General features: G+C 37.5%; 18 protein-coding genes. 9 read left to right on the forward strand and 9 right to left on the reverse strand.

All coding sequences use genetic code 11. The features are described from left to right. The first annotated feature begins 2 nt into the window (after positions 1 to 2). The 7 genes from DRF61_RS09590 to DRF61_RS09620 all read left to right on the forward strand — a co-directional run bounded on the left by DRF61_RS09590 (position 3) and on the right by DRF61_RS09620 (position 7,103). The gene (locus tag DRF61_RS09590) at positions 3 to 1,085 is read left to right on the forward strand and encodes a lysylphosphatidylglycerol synthase transmembrane domain-containing protein (RefSeq protein ID WP_111956390.1); all 1,083 of its coding nucleotides are present in this window, start codon (positions 3 to 5) and stop codon (positions 1,083 to 1,085) included. 174 nt (positions 1,086 to 1,259) lie between these two features. Beyond that, entirely contained in the window at positions 1,260 to 1,835 is a 576-nt protein-coding gene (locus DRF61_RS09595; protein WP_111956392.1) for a TerD family protein, read from the forward strand. 31 nt (positions 1,836 to 1,866) lie between these two features. Then, entirely contained in the window at positions 1,867 to 2,538 is a 672-nt protein-coding gene (locus DRF61_RS09600) for a TerD family protein (protein ID WP_111956394.1), read from the forward strand. 78 nt (positions 2,539 to 2,616) lie between these two features. Further along, positions 2,617 to 3,255: a vWA domain-containing protein gene (locus DRF61_RS09605; protein ID WP_111956396.1), complete on the forward strand. Its 639-nt coding sequence runs from the start codon at positions 2,617 to 2,619 to the stop codon at positions 3,253 to 3,255. 19 nt (positions 3,256 to 3,274) lie between these two features. Then, positions 3,275 to 4,318 carry a TerY-C metal binding domain-containing protein gene (locus tag DRF61_RS09610; protein ID WP_111956398.1) on the forward strand — a complete coding sequence of 348 codons (1,044 nt, stop codon included), beginning with the start codon at positions 3,275 to 3,277 and terminating at the stop codon, positions 4,316 to 4,318. Between the two features lie 38 nt (positions 4,319 to 4,356). After that, complete coding sequence (locus DRF61_RS09615; RefSeq protein WP_111956400.1) at positions 4,357 to 5,586, forward strand: PP2C family serine/threonine-protein phosphatase; 1,230 nt, start codon at positions 4,357 to 4,359, stop codon at positions 5,584 to 5,586. A 2-nt stretch (positions 5,587 to 5,588) separates the two neighbouring features. Continuing rightward, the gene (locus DRF61_RS09620) at positions 5,589 to 7,103 is read left to right on the forward strand and encodes a helix-hairpin-helix domain-containing protein (RefSeq protein ID WP_111956402.1); all 1,515 of its coding nucleotides are present in this window, start codon (positions 5,589 to 5,591) and stop codon (positions 7,101 to 7,103) included. A 346-nt stretch (positions 7,104 to 7,449) separates the two neighbouring features. On the opposite strand, the gene DRF61_RS09625 is transcribed toward DRF61_RS09620, so the two are convergent. From DRF61_RS09625 to DRF61_RS09660, 8 genes are all read right to left on the reverse strand, one after another. Beyond that, positions 7,450 to 7,902, reverse strand: coding sequence for a GNAT family N-acetyltransferase (locus tag DRF61_RS09625; protein WP_228452644.1), 453 nt, complete (start codon positions 7,900 to 7,902; stop codon positions 7,450 to 7,452). Positions 7,903 to 7,942: 40 nt separating this feature from the next. Then, positions 7,943 to 8,464 carry a 3'-5' exonuclease gene (locus DRF61_RS09630; RefSeq protein ID WP_111956404.1) on the reverse strand — a complete coding sequence of 174 codons (522 nt, stop codon included), beginning with the start codon at positions 8,462 to 8,464 and terminating at the stop codon, positions 7,943 to 7,945. Between the two features lie 54 nt (positions 8,465 to 8,518). After that, a complete protein-coding gene (tyrS, locus tag DRF61_RS09635) occupies positions 8,519 to 9,718 on the reverse strand; it encodes a tyrosine--tRNA ligase (protein WP_111956406.1) in 1,200 nt (399 codons plus the stop codon). A gap of 652 nt (positions 9,719 to 10,370) precedes the next feature. Further along, positions 10,371 to 10,961, reverse strand: a complete 591-nt coding sequence (locus DRF61_RS09640; protein WP_111956408.1) for an NAD(P)H-dependent oxidoreductase — start codon at positions 10,959 to 10,961, stop codon at positions 10,371 to 10,373. 75 nt (positions 10,962 to 11,036) lie between these two features. Further along, positions 11,037 to 11,858 carry a helix-turn-helix domain-containing protein gene (locus DRF61_RS09645; RefSeq protein ID WP_111956410.1) on the reverse strand — a complete coding sequence of 274 codons (822 nt, stop codon included), beginning with the start codon at positions 11,856 to 11,858 and terminating at the stop codon, positions 11,037 to 11,039. 10 nt (positions 11,859 to 11,868) lie between these two features. Continuing rightward, entirely contained in the window at positions 11,869 to 12,333 is a 465-nt protein-coding gene (locus DRF61_RS09650) for a GNAT family N-acetyltransferase (protein WP_111956412.1), read from the reverse strand. A 3-nt stretch (positions 12,334 to 12,336) separates the two neighbouring features. Continuing rightward, a complete protein-coding gene (locus DRF61_RS09655) occupies positions 12,337 to 12,957 on the reverse strand; it encodes a TetR/AcrR family transcriptional regulator (protein WP_111956414.1) in 621 nt (206 codons plus the stop codon). 152 nt (positions 12,958 to 13,109) lie between these two features. Then, positions 13,110 to 13,733 carry a hypothetical protein gene (locus tag DRF61_RS09660; RefSeq protein WP_111956894.1) on the reverse strand — a complete coding sequence of 208 codons (624 nt, stop codon included), beginning with the start codon at positions 13,731 to 13,733 and terminating at the stop codon, positions 13,110 to 13,112. Between the two features lie 654 nt (positions 13,734 to 14,387). Between DRF61_RS09660 and DRF61_RS09670 the strand changes: the two genes are divergently transcribed. Beyond that, entirely contained in the window at positions 14,388 to 14,951 is a 564-nt protein-coding gene (locus DRF61_RS09670) for a TetR/AcrR family transcriptional regulator (protein WP_111956416.1), read from the forward strand. Between the two features lie 60 nt (positions 14,952 to 15,011). After that, positions 15,012 to 16,409 carry an MFS transporter gene (locus DRF61_RS09675; protein WP_228452642.1) on the forward strand — a complete coding sequence of 466 codons (1,398 nt, stop codon included), beginning with the start codon at positions 15,012 to 15,014 and terminating at the stop codon, positions 16,407 to 16,409. Here DRF61_RS09675 and DRF61_RS09680 read toward each other — a convergent pair whose 3' ends face one another. Next, entirely contained in the window at positions 16,410 to 17,519 is a 1,110-nt protein-coding gene (locus DRF61_RS09680) for a TlpA family protein disulfide reductase (protein ID WP_157963376.1), read from the reverse strand. Positions 17,520 to 17,548: the final 29 nt, after the last annotated feature.

Consider the following 17,548-nt stretch of genomic DNA (forward strand, 5'->3'; position numbering starts at 1 on the left):
CTATGGAGAAAAAATCAAAGAATCCTTTAAAATCAATACTAACAATAGTAATATCGCTTGCTTTTGCAGGCTTTTTTTTATGGCTTGCTTTAAAAGGTCTTGATTTTAAGGTTATTAAGGCATCTTTAGCGAAAGCTAACTACCTGTGGGTACTGTTTGCTTCTGTTTTCGGTATACTGGCTTACTGGTTCAGGGCTGTGCGTTGGAATCTGATGCTGGAACCGATGGGACATAAAATATCTAACTCAAATTCACTTTGGTCCATATCTTTCGGATACCTGATGAATCTTACCATCCCGAGAAGTGGTGAAGTAGCAAGGGCTACAGCTTTGTATGGTGTGGAAAAAGTTCCTGTTGACAAATCTTTCGGAACAATTATCCTGGAAAGAGTAGTGGATCTTATCTGTATGCTGGGATTTCTGGGATTGACGGTAATATTTAAGTTTGATGCAATAATTTCATTTTATAAATTTGTTACAGAGCAAAAAGCTAAAAAAACTAAATTTGAACCTAATTTTGTTGAAAGATTATTAATGAAAATTGGAGTTAATGATTTTGATTCATTTTATTTTTATTTAAAAATTTCAATAGGTGTATTACTAATATTAGGCTTAATAGTTTTTTATAAATACAAGAAAGAAAAAGTAATCAATTTTGGAAAAGGAATTCTTCAAGGCTTAACTTCTGTATTTAAATTAAAAGAAAAAGGGAAATTCATCCTTTATACTATAGGAATATGGGTTTGCTACTATTTTGCAGCTTATCTTGTGTGTTTTGCACTTCCTGAAACCTCTAATTTTACTATTGCCGATGGCTTTTTTATTATCGTTGTTGGTACTTTAGGAATGATCGTTCCTGCAAGCGGAGGGATTGGTGCATTTAATCTGGCTATGAAGTATGGATTTATGGCTTTATTTATCTCAATGGGGAAAAGCGCGGAATTAGGAGGTGAAATGGGACTGACCTATTCATTTATTTCGCTTCCGTTGCAGATCACCATTATGTTGGTGATGGGACTTATTTCTATTCCGATGTTAGCTAAAGCAAGAGAAAAAGCAGTTTCTGAAAAAGAATTTGAAAATTAAGTTCAACAATAACTTTTAATGATACAGTCCAATTTTATAATTGGGCTTTTTTTATGTTAAAACCCTATTAAAATGAAGCATTACCGCATGTCATTCATTTTTTTATCAATAAATTTGGTCATTCCACAAATCACATTTATCTTAAACAAAAAATAATTAATAATCTAAAACACTATGGCAATTAATTTACAGAAAGGACAGAAGATCGAGATAGGACTGACAAAAATGACGATAGGACTGGGCTGGGATCCGAATGAAGGGACCGGTTTCGACTTCGATCTGGATGCTTCTGCCATCATGATTGACTCCGATAGAAAATTAATCAATGAGGAATGTTTTGTTTTTTATAATAACCTTCAGTCTCCCGATGGTGCACTGACGCATACAGGAGATGATCCGAGCGGTAAAAACAGTGACGGTGACGATGATGAGGCGATTATTGTAGATCTTGAAAAAGTAGATCCGAAAGCTGAAGAAATTCTTTTCGTGGTCACTATTGAAGACTTTGAAAGGAGAAAGCAGAACTTCGGACAGGTAAGAAATTCATACATCAGAATTGTGGATAACAGTACCAATCAGGAGATCGCAAAATATGAGCTGGATGAAGATTTCTCTATCGAAACCGGAGTAGAATTCGGACGTTTATACAAAAGAAACGGAAGCTGGAAATTCGAAGCCTCAGGAATAGGCTACAGGGCAGACCTTGCTTTCTTCCTTGAGAAATACTACAAAGGACAGATCATAAAATAACTATATTTTCAAATACACAAAAACGATAACTATGGCAATTAATTTACAGAAAGGTCAGACGATTGATTTAAGAAAAAATGACCGTGGCGAAAGTGTTTACGACCTTTCAAAAGTAACGATCGGTTTAGGATGGGATGTAAGGAAACAGGGCGGTTTCTTTGGAAAACTGTTCAGCAAAGAGGCGGAATATGATCTGGATGCCGTTGCTTTTCTTTTAGACGGCAACGGTAAAGTAGCCAATCTTGGAAAAACGGTGCAGACTAACGAGGGCAGGCAGATCGCATTGTATCAGGGTGATGTGGTTTTCTTTAATTCCATGCAGCATCCAAGCGGTAATATATGGCTTACAGGAGACAACAGAACTGGTGCCGGAGATGGTGATGATGAGCAGATCATCGTCAAACTCGACCAATTGGACCAGAGTTATCAGAAAATATTATTCCTGGTGACCATTTACCAGGGAAAGCAGAATAACCAGCATTTCGGAATGATCGAGAATGCCTTTATCAGAGCCGTAGATGCTAAAGGTAAAGAGATTACAAAATACAGCCTTTCAGGGGATGCCAGTATGAATGGTAAATGTGCGATGGTTTTTGCTGAAGCCTACCGTCACAATGGTGACTGGAAGTTCCGTGCTATCGGAGAGCCACATCAGACCGATAATTTTATTGAGATCCTTAAACAATACGCATATTCCAATTAGTCCCAGGTTTTTATCAAACATAAAGCCGGCAGGGAAGTTTTCAACTTCCGCTGCCGGCTTCAGAATTAACACCATACCATGAGCAGGAGATTATTAGCATACTTTTTACTGGATACTTCAGGTTCTATGAACGGAGAACCCATCCAGGCACTGAATAACGGATTTAACGGGCTGATAAGCATGCTCCGGGCAGATCCCCAGGCGATGGACAGCCTTCATCTGAGTGTGATTACTTTCGACCGTGAGGTTAAAAATATCATTCCGCTGACCGATCTGGCCAGTTTTTATCCTATGGAAATTACCTGTCCGGACAGTGGGCCAACTCATACCGGTGCAGCATTGGAAATGGTTGCGGAATTGGTGAAAAAAGAACTGATCAAAGGATCTTCGGATGAAAAAGAAGACTGGCGGCCGCTGCTGTTCATATTTACTGACGGAAAGCCTTCCGATATCCAGAAATACAGACAAATGATCCCTGTGATCAGAGATCTGGAATTTGGCGCTATCGTAGGTTGTGCAGCAGGTCCAAAAGCAGATGAGCAGTTTCTGAAGGAGCTTACAGATCACGTGGTAAAACTGGATACTACCGATGCGATTACGCTTTCCTCATTTTTCAAATGGGTAAGTTCCTCCATCACGATGGGAGGAAAATCACAGGGAATGGGAGAAAGTAAGCCGCTGCCTCCGCCGCCATCCGAACTTAATATTATTATCTAAATCACTTGTCTTTATAATCATGAGAAGACTGCCCATTTATTTTTTAGTCGATGTCTCCGAATCTATGGTTGGAGAACCTATTGAGCAGGTACAGGAAGGTATTGCCAATATCATCAGAGAATTAAAGAAAGACCCGTATTCGTTGGAAACGGTCTATATTTCCATTATAGGTTTCGCGGGAGAGGCTGAGGTCATTACGCCGCTTCAGGATATCATCAGCTTTTATCCTCCAAAAATCCCGATTGGAAGCGGTACATCGCTGTCTCAGGGGCTTATTAAAGTGATGGACTGCATAGACAGGGATATTGTGAAGACAACTTACGAAAGAAAAGGCGACTGGAAACCGATTGTTTTTCTTTTTACAGACGGCGTTCCTACCGATGATGCTACAAAAGCTATCGAAAGATGGAACAATAAATACCATGGAAAACCCAATACGATTGCGGTTTCAATAGGCGAAAATACCAATTATAAGCTGCTTGGGACTTTGTCGGACAATGTTTTACTGTTCAATAATTCTGATGAAAATTCCTATAAAGAATTTTTCAAATGGGTGACAGATTCCATTAAAACAACCAGCCAGAGTGTTACCGAAGCTAATAAAGAAGGAATTAATCTTTCCAAGATCGATTCTATTATTCTCGAAAAAGTAGATCCTGAACTCGAGCAGAAGTTTCCGGATAATAATTTTGTTGTTTTAAACGGGAAATGCTCAGAAACGGAGAAACTGTATTTAATGAAGTTTAAAAAAACATTCGCCGAATCAAGCATACCGGGAATGTCTACCAGATATTACAGATTGGATGGAGCCTATAAAATTGACGAAAAATCCTATTACAGGCTTTCCTCTTCCCAGAAAAATAATCTTAAAATTTCCATAGAAGAACTTCAGGGAGGAACGTCATGTCCTCATTGTGCCAATCCCATCGCATTGGCAACCTGCTCATGCGGCGGAATTCATTGCCTGAAAGGAGAAGGCTATAACAAATGCCCATGGTGCGGAACTTCGGATTATTACGGATTTTCCAGCGAAGGATTTGATATTAACCGAACGCTGGGATAACGAAAGGAAATCCTATTGCCAAAACCCAACATAAAACCATGGAAAAAGCTCTTATTTACAGAGAAATAGAAGAATTTAAAGAAGTTCATCTGGTGCTTAAAAATGCCAGTTCAAAGCAGTTTTATGAATACCGTTTTGAGATGGATGACTTTCCGAATATAAAGATTAAAAATATCACCAATCTTCGGGAGACAGGACTTACCTTCGAGAACAACAAAATATCCGGAATTCCGTATGTAAACAGTGTCCATGATCTGGATATTGAATTCTATCATACCCATGATGAAGACAGTACGGAGATCAAAAAAGTACATCTGTTCGTGAATGCAGATCCGAAAGACCTTTGGAAGAATATTCCATCCGACACCAACGATGTTTACCATAAACCTGATGAAACCTCCTACGAAGGGAAATTTCTGAATAAAAAAATCACCGTTGTTTCAAAAAGGGGACGTTCACATGCCCATGAAGGAAAATTCAGAGATGATGATTTTGCGGTGAACGAGCTTCCCGGAGGTTGGAGCATTGTTTCAGTTGCTGACGGTGCTGGCTCCGCAATTATGGCAAGAGAAGGTTCAAGATTGGCAGTCGTTTCTGTAAACAGTTTTTTCAATTCAGAAGAAATTTTAAACAGAATCGAACAAAATATTGAAATCGTTTATAATAGTTCTGATTCATCAAAAGAAATACAGTCCGAAGCCGGAGAAAATGTTTTAAAGCTCTTGTATAAAGGTGTTCTTCATGTTTATAATATTTTGGATCAAACGGCAGCAGAGCATTCATTTTCTATAAAAGATTTCCACACAACACTGATTTTTGCGCTGACAAAAAAGTTTGATTTCGGTTATGTCATTCTCACTTTTGGAGTGGGAGACTGCCCGATCAACCTGATCAGTCCTGATTTTTCTGAAGTAAAGCTTCTGAATCAAATGGATGTTGGAGAATTTGGCGGCGGAACCCGTTTTATCACGATGAAAGAGATCTTCAGTGATGATATGGTTTCAAGATTTGGAATAACCTGTGTGAATGATTTTTCCTATCTCGTACTGATGACGGATGGTATTTACGACCCGAAATTCATGACAGAAAACAAGCTTGAAGATATTGACAGCTGGAAAGCATTCTTTAATGATCTGGCCGGCAACAACGATGACCGGACGAAAGTAGATTTTATTAACGATACTCATATTGATCAACAGCTTCTTGCCTGGACCGATTTCTGGAGCCGGGGAAATCATGATGACAGAACACTGGCCATAATCTATTAAACATGAAAAAAACCGTTAAAGTTGCTTCTATCCTGGATACAGCAAAATCTTATGAATACGTAGATGAAAGTCCGATTCGGGGCGGAGTGAAAGATGTCTATTTTTCGCCGGACAGGGAATATGTGGTGGCATTTTACCGCACTCCTCTGGATGCCGGACAGAAAGAGCGTATCATGAGGATTGTTTCCACTTATCTCGGAAATATACAGAACGGAAATTCATCGGATTATTTTCTGAACGAAATATTCAGATGGCCGTATGATATTGTAGAAAAAAATAAGCTGACAGGAATTGTGGTTCCTGTTTACCACAAAAAATTCTTCTTTGCGAAGGGATACATCGGATCAGATAATATCAAGGGTCAGGATAAGGTTGGGAAATGGTTCACTGCTCCCATGTTCAGAAACCAGCAATATCCGCTTCGGCTGGATCATTCGGAACTCGGAGATTGGCTGAGCTATTTTCAGATCACCATCAATATCAGCAGAGGCGTGAAAAAGCTTCACCAGATGGGACTGGCGCATTCCGATCTTTCCTACAACAATATTCTGATAGATCCAGTGACGAAATCTGCCTGTATTATTGATATAGACGGATTGGTTGTTCCAAAGCTCTTCCCGCCGGAAGTCATCGGAACGGCTGATTTTATTGCTCCTGAAGTTTTAAAGACCAAACATCTGAGCATGCAGGATCCCGGAAGGCATCTGCCTAATCAGAAGACTGATCTTCATGCACTGGCGGTGCTGATTTATATGTACCTGTTCAGAAGACATCCTTTGAGAGGAGGGAAAATCTGGGATCTGGATTCCGAAAAAGATGAGATCATTTCTATGGGTGAAAAAGCTTTATTCATAGAACATTTCCAGGATCCGTCCAATCAGGTAAAAGCTGACCACCTCAGAAAATGGGACGCATTCTGGGGCGATCCTCAGAAAATTCCTTTTACGGCTGCGGGTCCTTATCTTTCCGAACTGTTTAAAAAAGCATTTATAGACGGGCTTCACGACCCGATCCGACGTCCAACTGCCAATGAATGGGAAACCGCCCTGCTAAAGACTGCCGATCTGATTCAGCCCTGTCACAATCCGGAATGTACCGAAAAATGGTACGTCTTCGATAATACCAGTAACCCGAAATGTCCTTTCTGCGGAACACCACACCGGGGAACGCTTCCTGTACTGGATCTGTATTTTAAATTTGATGATGAGGTCTGGAAACCTGAAAACCACCGATTGATGGTTTATAACAACCAGTATTTATTCAAATGGCATGTGTCAAGAAAGGTCATCAGAAATGAAAATCTTACGATGCAGGATAAAATGCCGGTCGGATATTTCACTTTTCATGAAGGAAGATGGGTGCTGGTGAATCAGAGTCTGACTTCGATGAAGGATGTTACGGAACAGAAAGAGATTCCACCGGGATCTATGGTAGAGCTTACTGATGGAAAGAAAATACTTTTGTCTGCCGAAGAAGGAGGGAGGCTCATCTTTGTTACTTTGGCGAATCAATCATAATTTTTTTAGAGTTAATAATCTTTTTTTAACCACGGATTACACAGATTTTCACGGATGTTTATGGATATTGTCTGAATAAAAATCTTCGATTTTTTCTTAAAACTTCTGTGTGCTTCTTATTCACAAGGTATTTAACTTAGAAAAATAACTTAAGTGTTTAAAATCTTTTGTGACTTTTGTGGTTGATGTTTTTTAACCACGGATTGCACAGATTTTCACGGATGTTTACGCATATTATCCAGTATAAAAATCTTTGATTTTTGAGAACTTATGTGTACTTCTTATCCACCAAGTATTTAGCTTAAAAAATAACTTAAGTGTTTAAAAACTTCTGAGGCTATTGTGGTTAAACTAATCTAAAGCCACCTTGAAACTCCATAAAATAAGAATACTCATCCTCATCCACAACTTTAAAGCCTAAACTTTTATATAAGTTTTGGGCCTTATTGGTTTTTAATACACTTAATGAAACTATTTTTTCTTCTGCGGAAGCTTCCTCCAGAATATCTGTTAAAATCGTTTTTCCCAGTCCTTTCCCTTGTTGGCTGGGGTCTATCTGAAGCTGCAGAACTTCTGTTTTATCCTCAGCTTTGCTGATCTTTAGTAATCCGGCAGGTTCATTGTTTAAAAGGATGATATGGGCTTTCTCAAATTGATACAGAATTCTCTGAAGCGTTGTTTCTTTATCCGTTGGGAGGTTGGAATCGGCATAGTGCGGATTCATGGTTTTTGTTCTTAAATCAAGAAGATAATCAATGTCGTTTTCTGAGGCTTTTCTATAGGTGATAGTCATGTTCATAAGTTGTTTTTGAGATCAGGTTTGAAGCAATAAGGTGATCTTATTTTAGCGCGATCTTTAACCCCATTTCCTTTTTCATATACAGCAAAACTTCGGCATTTCCTTTTGCATCGTCTACAGGATGATGCGTGTGTTCTGTTTTACGGAGATGTTTCCATTGCGCGAAAGTATCTTTTTCCAGTCCGCAATACAGATCAGAAAGCCTTCTTGATGAATAACCGAAAGGATTTTTCCCGGTAAAATGATGAAAGTACCAGCAGATAAACATCCAGTCGAAACCGTTATTATCACTGATGAAAATAGGTCTTCCTTTGGAGTTTTTCTCAATCCATTCTTCAAATTCCAGCATCACTTCTTTTGGATCATCAAACTGCATCGTTTCTTCCCTGCTGAAGCCCGAAACAGCCAAAGCATCCGGATTGAATTTTTCCGAAACAGGTTTCAGTTTTCCGTAGAACGTAGTATCCAGTTCCTCATTCACAAGGACTGCTCCGAAACAGATCATTGAAAAATCTCCGGGAATCGGGCCATCCGATTCAATATCGACCATAATATAGCTCATCACTTTTATTTAATGAAACGAATATATTGAAAATTACCTCACGATTCTGAAGATTCAAACGAGTTCAAAAAAATCTGTTCTTCCGATTTTTACTTTTGTCTGTGAAAGTAATTCAATCTCTTCATCAGGATCTGTTATTTTGATATGATTAACCTGAATGCCTCCGCTTTGGATCATTCTTCGGACCGCCGATTTGCTGAGGTCACTTTTTAACTGACTGCAGAGTTCTACCAGTGTTATCAGCTTTTTTCTATGACGAAGTGAAGCTAGAGAAACAGGTTCATAGACTTTTTCTTCAGCATTTTTGCTTTGAAACTGGCTGCTGAAAAATTCTTCTGCAAGCTCTGTTGCTGCACGGTCATGGTATTGGGTAATGATATTCTTAGCAATCAGCTTCTTAATATTCATCGGGTTTTCACCATTCTCTAATTTTAATTTCAAATCAATTTTTTCTTCAACAGAAAAATCAGAAGCCAGATCAATGAATTCATTAATCAGGCTATCCGGGATCGACATGGTTTTTCCAAACATTTCATTAGGTTCATCAGTCAGGCCAATAATATTGTTCAGCGACTTACTCATTTTTTCTTTACCGTCAAGACCCTTCAGAAGAGGCATACACATTACAACCTGCGCTGACATAAGATGAACTTCCTGAAGCTGTCTTCCCATGGTGCAGTTGAAAAGCTGATCCGTTCCGCCCATTTCAATATCACTTTCAATCTGTACAGAATCGAAGCCCTGGAGGATAGGGTACACAAGCTCATGCATGGCAATTGGAGTATTTTCCGTGAACCTTTTATTGAAATCATTCCGGTGCATTAGTTGGGCTACTGTTACCTTTGACATCAACTGAATCACTTCTGAAAAGTTGAGTGCATCCAGCCAATCGGAATTAAAAACGATTTTGGTTTTTTCCACATCAATGATTTTCGAAAGCTGATTGATATACGTCTGTGCATTATGACTGACATCTTCAACACTTAGCGGTTTCCTTGCCTTATTTTTCCCTGTCGGATCACCAATTCTGGCTGTAAAACTTCCAACCACAATCACAATCTGATGTCCCAGTTCCTGAAACTGTCTCAGTTTTTTGAGCACGACAGCATGGCCCAGATGCAGGTCCGGAGCGGTAGGATCAAATCCCAGCTTGATAATTAATTTCCTGTTTTCCTGTTCAGCCTGTTTCAGTTTCTCTTCCAGACCGTTTTCCGGAAGAATAATGGCTGTGCTTTCTTTTAGTGTGCTGATCATCTTCTTGATTTTAAATGAAAAAAAGCCCGGACAATACTGTCCGGGCTCTATATATAAATTAAATTATTCTTGTTAAATTACAGATATAGAAAGTCTTCCCGAACGGTTCGTCGGGGCGTAATATTCACTGAAAAAAGGGAGACGCAATATGCTGTTTAAATGTTTCATCGATAATACAAATGTAAAAGCTTTTTATTAGTATTCCAATATTTAAACCATTAAGATCTGCTGTAAAGTTCCATATCAGTTAAGATTTAAAAAAACTTACTGTTCTTAACAGTTTATCAATCTTAATGGTCTAAAATAAAGGTTTCAAAACAATTTTACTTATCGGTCGTGGAGCTAATTCCATGCCATAAATCTCTCATAAGCAAAATAAAGAATCATTATAAATAATGCGTATTTTATGATTTATTATTTCATGAGTTCTTTTGTCTTGAAACAAAATGAACCAAAAATTCAAGGCTGGAATCTTTCGCTAAAAATTAAAATTTGATCCTAAAATCCCCAAAACTCGTGCGGATTTGCTGTAACCGTTTCAGTTGGATATGCTACCTGCACTCAGACAGTGGGAATTTTTTAACGGATCAAATTTTAATTTTTTTAAAGCTCTAGCTTCCGAGGCCGGTGAGCGAGGTAATCCGTAGAAATTTTAAAGGTTAAAAACCGGCTGCGAATATGTGTTCATGATCTGTTCTTTCCAAATGTCCACTTCCCCAGGAGATGCTTTATCAGCCTTGTCAAAAAAGAAGTGTTGAATAATTTCAAAGCCGCTGTACAGGAAAATTCCATTATCCGAAGTGAGGGTAAGCGCTTTGTCCATGCCCATACGTTCATATTCTTCGTGAGATTTTCCGTGGGTATTGATAATGACTGCTTTTTTCCCTTTTAACAGGCCCTTTTGTATGCCCTGATCATATCGGTAGGCGAAACCGTAACTGAAAACACGATCAATATAGCCTTTCATAATAGCCGGCATTCCGGTCCACCAGATCGGATAGATAAAGGTAATCTGTTCTGCCCATGAAATATAATTCTGCTCCGTTTTTACATCATCCGAAACTTTTCCTGCCATCTGGCCCTGCATATCTTCCAGTGAAAAGACTGGATTAAATCCTATTGTGTTCAGATCTCTTATTTCGATCTCGTGATTGCCTCTCTCCAGATTTTCAATAACAGTTTGAAGCAGATGGTTGTTCAGGCTTTTTTCATTGGGATGGGCATAAATGATTAAATGTCTCATTGTTTTTAGTATTTAAATTATGAGACAAATGTAGAGCAGCAAAAACAGCAAAAATTGTAAGAAAACGAAATAGAATTATTCTGAACCGGAGCGGCAGATGTCTTTCTGAAATTTTAAATATTGGGATGGAGAAATATTTATAAAATGTTTAAAATCGTGGATAAGCTGACTCTGATCGAAATAGCCGCATTCATCAATAATACTGAACCATTCAATTTTTTTGTCGTTTCCCAGTTCTTTTTCAATGGTCGTGATAGCTTTCAGAAAACGAGTGTAGCGTGCTAATTCTTTGGAAGAATATCCTAACTGCTTTTTCTGTTTGAGCTGAATATTTCTTTCGCTTTGGCGGGTCTGTTCTGCAATGGTTTTAATGGGATTCAGGCCGTTGTTTTCGAAATGGCTTAATAGCATGATTATTTTATCCTGATCCTGCAGGTAAGGTCTGCAAAAGCTTAGTATATAATTGACTTTTTCTTCCGGAGAAGGTAAAACCGAGATCTGATGCCAGAGTTCCGTAAAACAATTGTCCTGCAAAAGCTTACCAGGATGTATTCCCTGGCTGGAAATCACAGCTTGTCCAAAAAACCGGTAAAATGCATCATCCTTAAAATTGGCAACAAGAATTGAAGTTCCTGCCGGCAATGTATATTCAATGGGTTGGCGTACTGGCCCTAAAACAATACACTGATTAACTTCAACTGTGGTTTGCTCCCGGGTTGTCATAAAAGCATTTTCTCCAAAGCAGAACAGCATAATCGTTTGGTAGGAGGGGAGCAGAGTTTTTGTAACAGGATGTGAAGAATTGTTTTTCGCGTAGTAAAAATGCGTGAATACGTTTTCGAATTCTTTTGGAACTGATATTTTTAACTGATGATATTCCGGGTTTAAATTCTGCATTGTACAGTTTTTAATTCAGTTCTTTTTCCATTTTATAGTTGGTAAGACCAATTCCTTTTATGTCAACAGTCTGTTCGCTGATCACTTTGAAACCCATTTTCTCAAAGAAAGATCTTGCTGTTTTACTTACATCAGAAGAGAGTAACTTTTCCTTCCGAAGTGTGACTTCCTGTTCTATAAAAGTATACATTTTCCGGGCAACTCCCTGTTGCTGAAAATCTTTGTGAACAAAAAGAAGATCGATATAATTTCCTTGATCGAGGGTGCAAAACCCTGCCATTTGACCATTAACTTTAGCTACAATAACAAATTGATGATCTATAACCTGGAGCCACCTTTCCTCATTTTCCGCGCCGGATTTCCATGCATTAATCTGATCGCTATTGTAATCGTGTTTACAGATAGCAGTAATAGTATCTGTAAAAATCTTAAGCATCTCCGTCAGGTCGTTAATATTTCCTTTTCTGATGATCATGATCTAACTGATATATTTTTCTTCATAAAGCTTCTGCTGTTCCTCAGCAAGCAACGGATAAAACAGGTTCATCTGTATCAATGCATAATGTTTTACTGCTTCATCTTTGTTGAGCTTAAAAGCAAGGCTGTTATGAATAATCCAGTTATCTGCTATAATAAATATTTGGGTGGTGAGGCTTTTCAGAATAAAGTCAGGAATATCATCTCTAAAAATATTATTTTTCTGAAAACCCTTGAAAATCATCTGAAATTCATTCTTTCTGGTAATGTTAATGGATTCATACTGGGACTGTATGGCTGGAATATGATTTAAAATATCAAAGAAATTCATGAAAATAAACCGGAAAGAATAAAAGATTTCATACATTGAAAAAGTAAAATGATACAGATCCTCCAGTGTTTTATTTTCTATAGTCTGTAAATCATTGAATAAAATGTCCATTTTAATGACCAGTTCGGAAAAAAGGATTTTGATAATATCCTCTGAATGTTTAAAATGGTAATGCAGATTTCCCGCACTGATGTTCAGACCGGCTGCAATATGCCTTGTTGTGATATTATTATAGCCTTTTTCATTGAACAGCTCCATCGCTTTTGACAATATTTTATCCTTGGTTTTCATGGTCCAAATATAAGAGAGTTTAAATCATATTTCAAAATTAGAACAAATGATCTAATTTATATTTGACAGTTGTTAAAATCTGTAGTCTGGAAGGAAATCAAATTTTTATGCATTTAGGCTCAATGCATGTACTCTAAATAACAAAAACGGCGCTATAAAGTGTGAAGCTGAATAATTGATCCTTTATAAAATTTAGTCAGATCATACAGTTCTCCAAAGTAGTTCTGCAAAGCAAGATCATTATTCTCCTCAGAACCTTTTGTCCGGAAATGATCTTCCGCAAGGGCATATAAAGACGGATAATCTGTTTTCAAATAATGAGAAAGAGTGGTAGAGTTTCCTTTTTCTTTTAAAGAGATGTCTGTGAAAAACAATCCGTAAAGAAGGAACTGATTGAAATGTTGAGCGTCTACCATAAAATCCAGTTTCTGTTTAGAGTAATTTTCGTATGCTGAAAGCATCTCCTGGAAAGTTTTTACATTCTGTTCTTTCGGAATTTCATAAAAAAGATCAAGTCCATGGATGAAAAGCTGGGTTTTGGCCTCTTCACGGTCAGCCGGATAAATGCTGCTGAACCACGTAAAAATGCTTGAAAGCTCCTCTTTCGAGAGATTTTCTACCGAGTCTTTTACTTTATTTTTGATAATTTCAAGACTTACTTTGGGATCAGCCTGAAGAAATTTCATGATATTTTCTTCTTCACGGCAAAGTTTATTGTACAAATTGATTTTAGCAATATTCGGATTCGTTTTGATGAAATAAAGTTCTTCTGCCATTGCTTTGTACCACATGATCTTTTTGTAAAGTGGTAACTAAAGATACAAAATATGTAGCGATTAAAATTAAAAATATTATGCAGTAAATTATTAATCACTTTGTATAGTTTCGTGAAGTGCAATTCTGTTTCCCTCAGAATCTTCAAATTCAGCAACAGCAAATCCATATTTTTCATTGATTTTTTTAAGTTAGAGTATTTTGCCGCCATTCTGAAGTACTCTGATCAGGGGCCGATCGATATTCTGCGTTTTAAAATAAATAATAATTTCATCTTTTGTCGGTTTGTACACATCACCTTTCGCCAGAGCTCCGTAATACCACTGCTCTTTTCTTCAGATGGAAACAGGGACATTTCGTAACCGTGAATATTGTCTTTTTCAAAGCTGAAATTAAAAGTGCAGTATAAAACTGTTCAGCACACTACATGTCGGTAACTGGCATTTCAAAGTAGACAACAGGATTGGACGGATGCATAATCTCTTTTTTGGAATGACTCAAGATACGGATATCAATCGTAAGGATGAATTGAGAAGTAGGGCTTTCAACATACTTTTAGTTTGTTTTTTGACTCCCTAAAAATAAACTATTCTTATCTTTCCTTAAAAATAGATAGATTTATCTATTTTTTATCTACATTTGTAAAAATTTTCAGGATGAAAAAAGAAAAAGTACAGGAAAGAATCATTAGAGTAGCCTCGGATCTGTTTTACAGACAGGGATTTAACTCAACAGGTATCAACCAGATTATTGCTGAGGCAGATATAGCCATAGGATCCCTGTACAATCATTTCTCATCCAAAAATGATCTTCTCCAGGCTTATCTGATCAAGGAAGAGACTGAATGGTTCCAAGGGTTTGAAGAGCATTCGGCTAAAATTTCCGATCCGGGAGAAAAGATATTTTCCTTGATTGCTTACCGCAAAAAGCTTCAGCAGTCTTCTACATTTGCAGGCTGTCATTTCATTAAAATTATTGCTGAAGTGGGAGAGAGCAATCCAGCAGTTTCTGATTTTGTACAAAACCACAAGGAAAAACAGAAAGGGATGATAAGAAGTTTAGTCTATGAATATGCAGAAGGCAAAAAGAGTATTGACATAGAAATGATTACAGAACATATTTTCCTTTTAATAGAAGGCGCTGTGGTAACTTCTACAATCAATAAAAGCGCAGATTCTTTTGATCAGATCCAAAAAATGGTTAAGGCTCAGTTGTCTTAATTTTTTTTAATATTTAAAAATAGATATATCTATATAAAAATGAATTCTACATATTTGAAAATGATGGTAATACTATCCGGTCAGTTGCTTACTATCATGGATATTTTCATTATCAATGTATCCATTCCGTCTATCCAGCGTGACCTTCATGCTTCCAATGGCGAAATGCAGATGATGATTGCATCTTATCTTATCGGTTTTGCTTCATTTCTGATCACAGGAGGAAGGCTTGGGGATTTATATGGAAGGAAAAAGATCTTTATGATGGGTTTGCTATTTTTTATGCTGAGCTCTGTTGTATGTGGAATTTCGTCTGGTGCGGTGCTTCTTGTCATCTCCCGTTTCATTCAGGGGGTCAGTGCAGCGTTGATGTCTCCGCAGGTGCTGTCGATGATACAGATCCTGTTTGCCGGACATGAAGAAAGAACGAAGGCGATGGGCTGGTATGGAATCACGATTGGCGCGGGAACAGTTCTGGGGCAGTTTCTTGGGGGCTATTTCTCATCAATAACCCTGATGCAGGAATCCTGGAGACTTATTTTTCTTATCAATATTCCGGTATGTATCGTGGCGATATTTTTCAGTCAGAAATTATTAAATGAATCTAAAATCTCAGCTAAAAAAAATACTTTTGATTTCGCTGGTGTAATCATATTGGCTGCAGGGCTTTTCTGTTTTACGTATGCTCTTACCATGTCTGAACATCAGGGAATTCAATTTAAAAGTATAATAATGATGCTGTTTTCAGTACTCATTTTAATTTATTTTATTAAAAATCAAAAGATGAGGTTAAAGCACGGAAAGCCTTACCTTATGGATTTTGGTTTATTCAACTATAAAAATTTCAATCTGGGGATACTGGCAGTTTCTTTTTTCTTCATTATGCTGGATTCTTATTTTTACATTCTGTCGCTGTTTTTTCAGGATGGGCTACAGATAGGATCATTAGCAGCAGGAGAAATCATTGTTTTCCAGGGCTTTGGTTTTATTTTGGCCTCCCTGTTTTCTGCAAAACTGATTTTAAGATATGGTAAAAAGTTTTTAATAACTGGATTAGGTTTAATCATGACCGTTCTTATTCTTCAAATCCTTTTATTTGACAGGGAAACACCTTTTGTTGTGCTTTGTCTTTTGCTATTCTTTCATGGAATTGGCGTGGGATCTATTATTCCTTCATTGGCTAATATTGCTTTGTCAGGACTACCGGAAACACTTGCCGGCAATGCCTCGGGAGTTTACAATACTTTTCAGCAGGCCGCTGCGATTGTAGGAATTATTGTGGTGGGAAGTATTTTCTATTATTTTCTTGGAGCGAAGCCTTCAGCACAGCATTATTATGGAGCCTTCTCGGTGGCTTTGGCTGTCAATATTATCTGTCTTTTTATTGTCTTATTTTCGATAATAAAAGTTCCGGACCATATACTTCCCGTAGGAAAACGAAAAATTTTTAAATCCTAATTATTTTAAATGCTGTTCTATTACAGTTTCCAGAGTTTCCTGTCCGCCCAGTTCTTTTGAAAGAATCTTTCCGTTTTGGTCTACTACAATGAAAAGCGGATAGCCTCCGGCGTTGAGCTTCTTGGTGAATTCTTTGGTAGTGTCAAAATAGTTTTTCCAGCTGACATTGTTCTCTTGGAATATTTTAGTGGCCAGATCAATTCTCTGCTGCGTTTTTTCGTCTGCTACGCTGATGAAATTCACTCCTTTATCTTTGTACTTTTCATACAGTTTAACAAGTTCAGGGAGCTCTTGAATACAGGGTTTGCAGCTCGTGGACCAATAGTCGATCATGGTAATTTTATAATTTGAGAATACCTCTTTTGTGATCTTGCCTTCAGAACCGAAATCGATTTCGGGGAAATTTCCCCCTACATTCGTTGAGTTTTCAAGGTACATTATTTTTTCAAAATCCTTAAAACATGATGAAGCTTTTATTTTTTTTGAGAATAAGGGAAGATCAGTTAAGTAACTTTTATGGAAGCCATATTTTGAAAAAACATCAATGATTTCCCAGAAGACAGGATATGATCCCGGATTTTTTCTGATGTATGCTTTAAGGAGTTTTTCTTTAGTTTCAAGGTCTGCAGGATCATTTTTCTCAAAAGGCTTGAGTTTTTCATCTACCTGTTGAAGATATTTTTTCAGTTTTTTATAATCATTATTGATGGTTGCATCAGGTGGCAGAACCAGCGTTAAATTCTTATCACTGACCTGAACTTTTAAATTCCCGTTTTCAATAAAAAATAGCTCGGACAAATAGAACCCCTTCCTATCTTCTTTAGAACTCATTATCATCATGGGCAAAGGGCAAGGGACAATTCCGCTGATGTTATTCTGAGGCAGGATTTTAATGAGTGCTCCTTTTGAATTTCCTATAGATTTTACATTTTTGTTGTTCTCATTTAAAGTAAGACTGTACAGTGATATGATATTTCTTGAAGTGGGTGGTGGCGCTAAAAACAGGGAGTCTTTTTCAAATAAAGGTGCCGTTAATTCAATATTAAACTGTTCCTGGGAAAATGCTGAAGTACTTACTACAAATAAAAGGATTTGTAAAATTCTTTTCATATCAATGGTTTGGATCATAAAGATATTAT

Source organism: Chryseobacterium lathyri (assembly GCF_003290185.1).
GTDB classification, from domain to species: domain Bacteria; phylum Bacteroidota; class Bacteroidia; order Flavobacteriales; family Weeksellaceae; genus Chryseobacterium; species Chryseobacterium lathyri.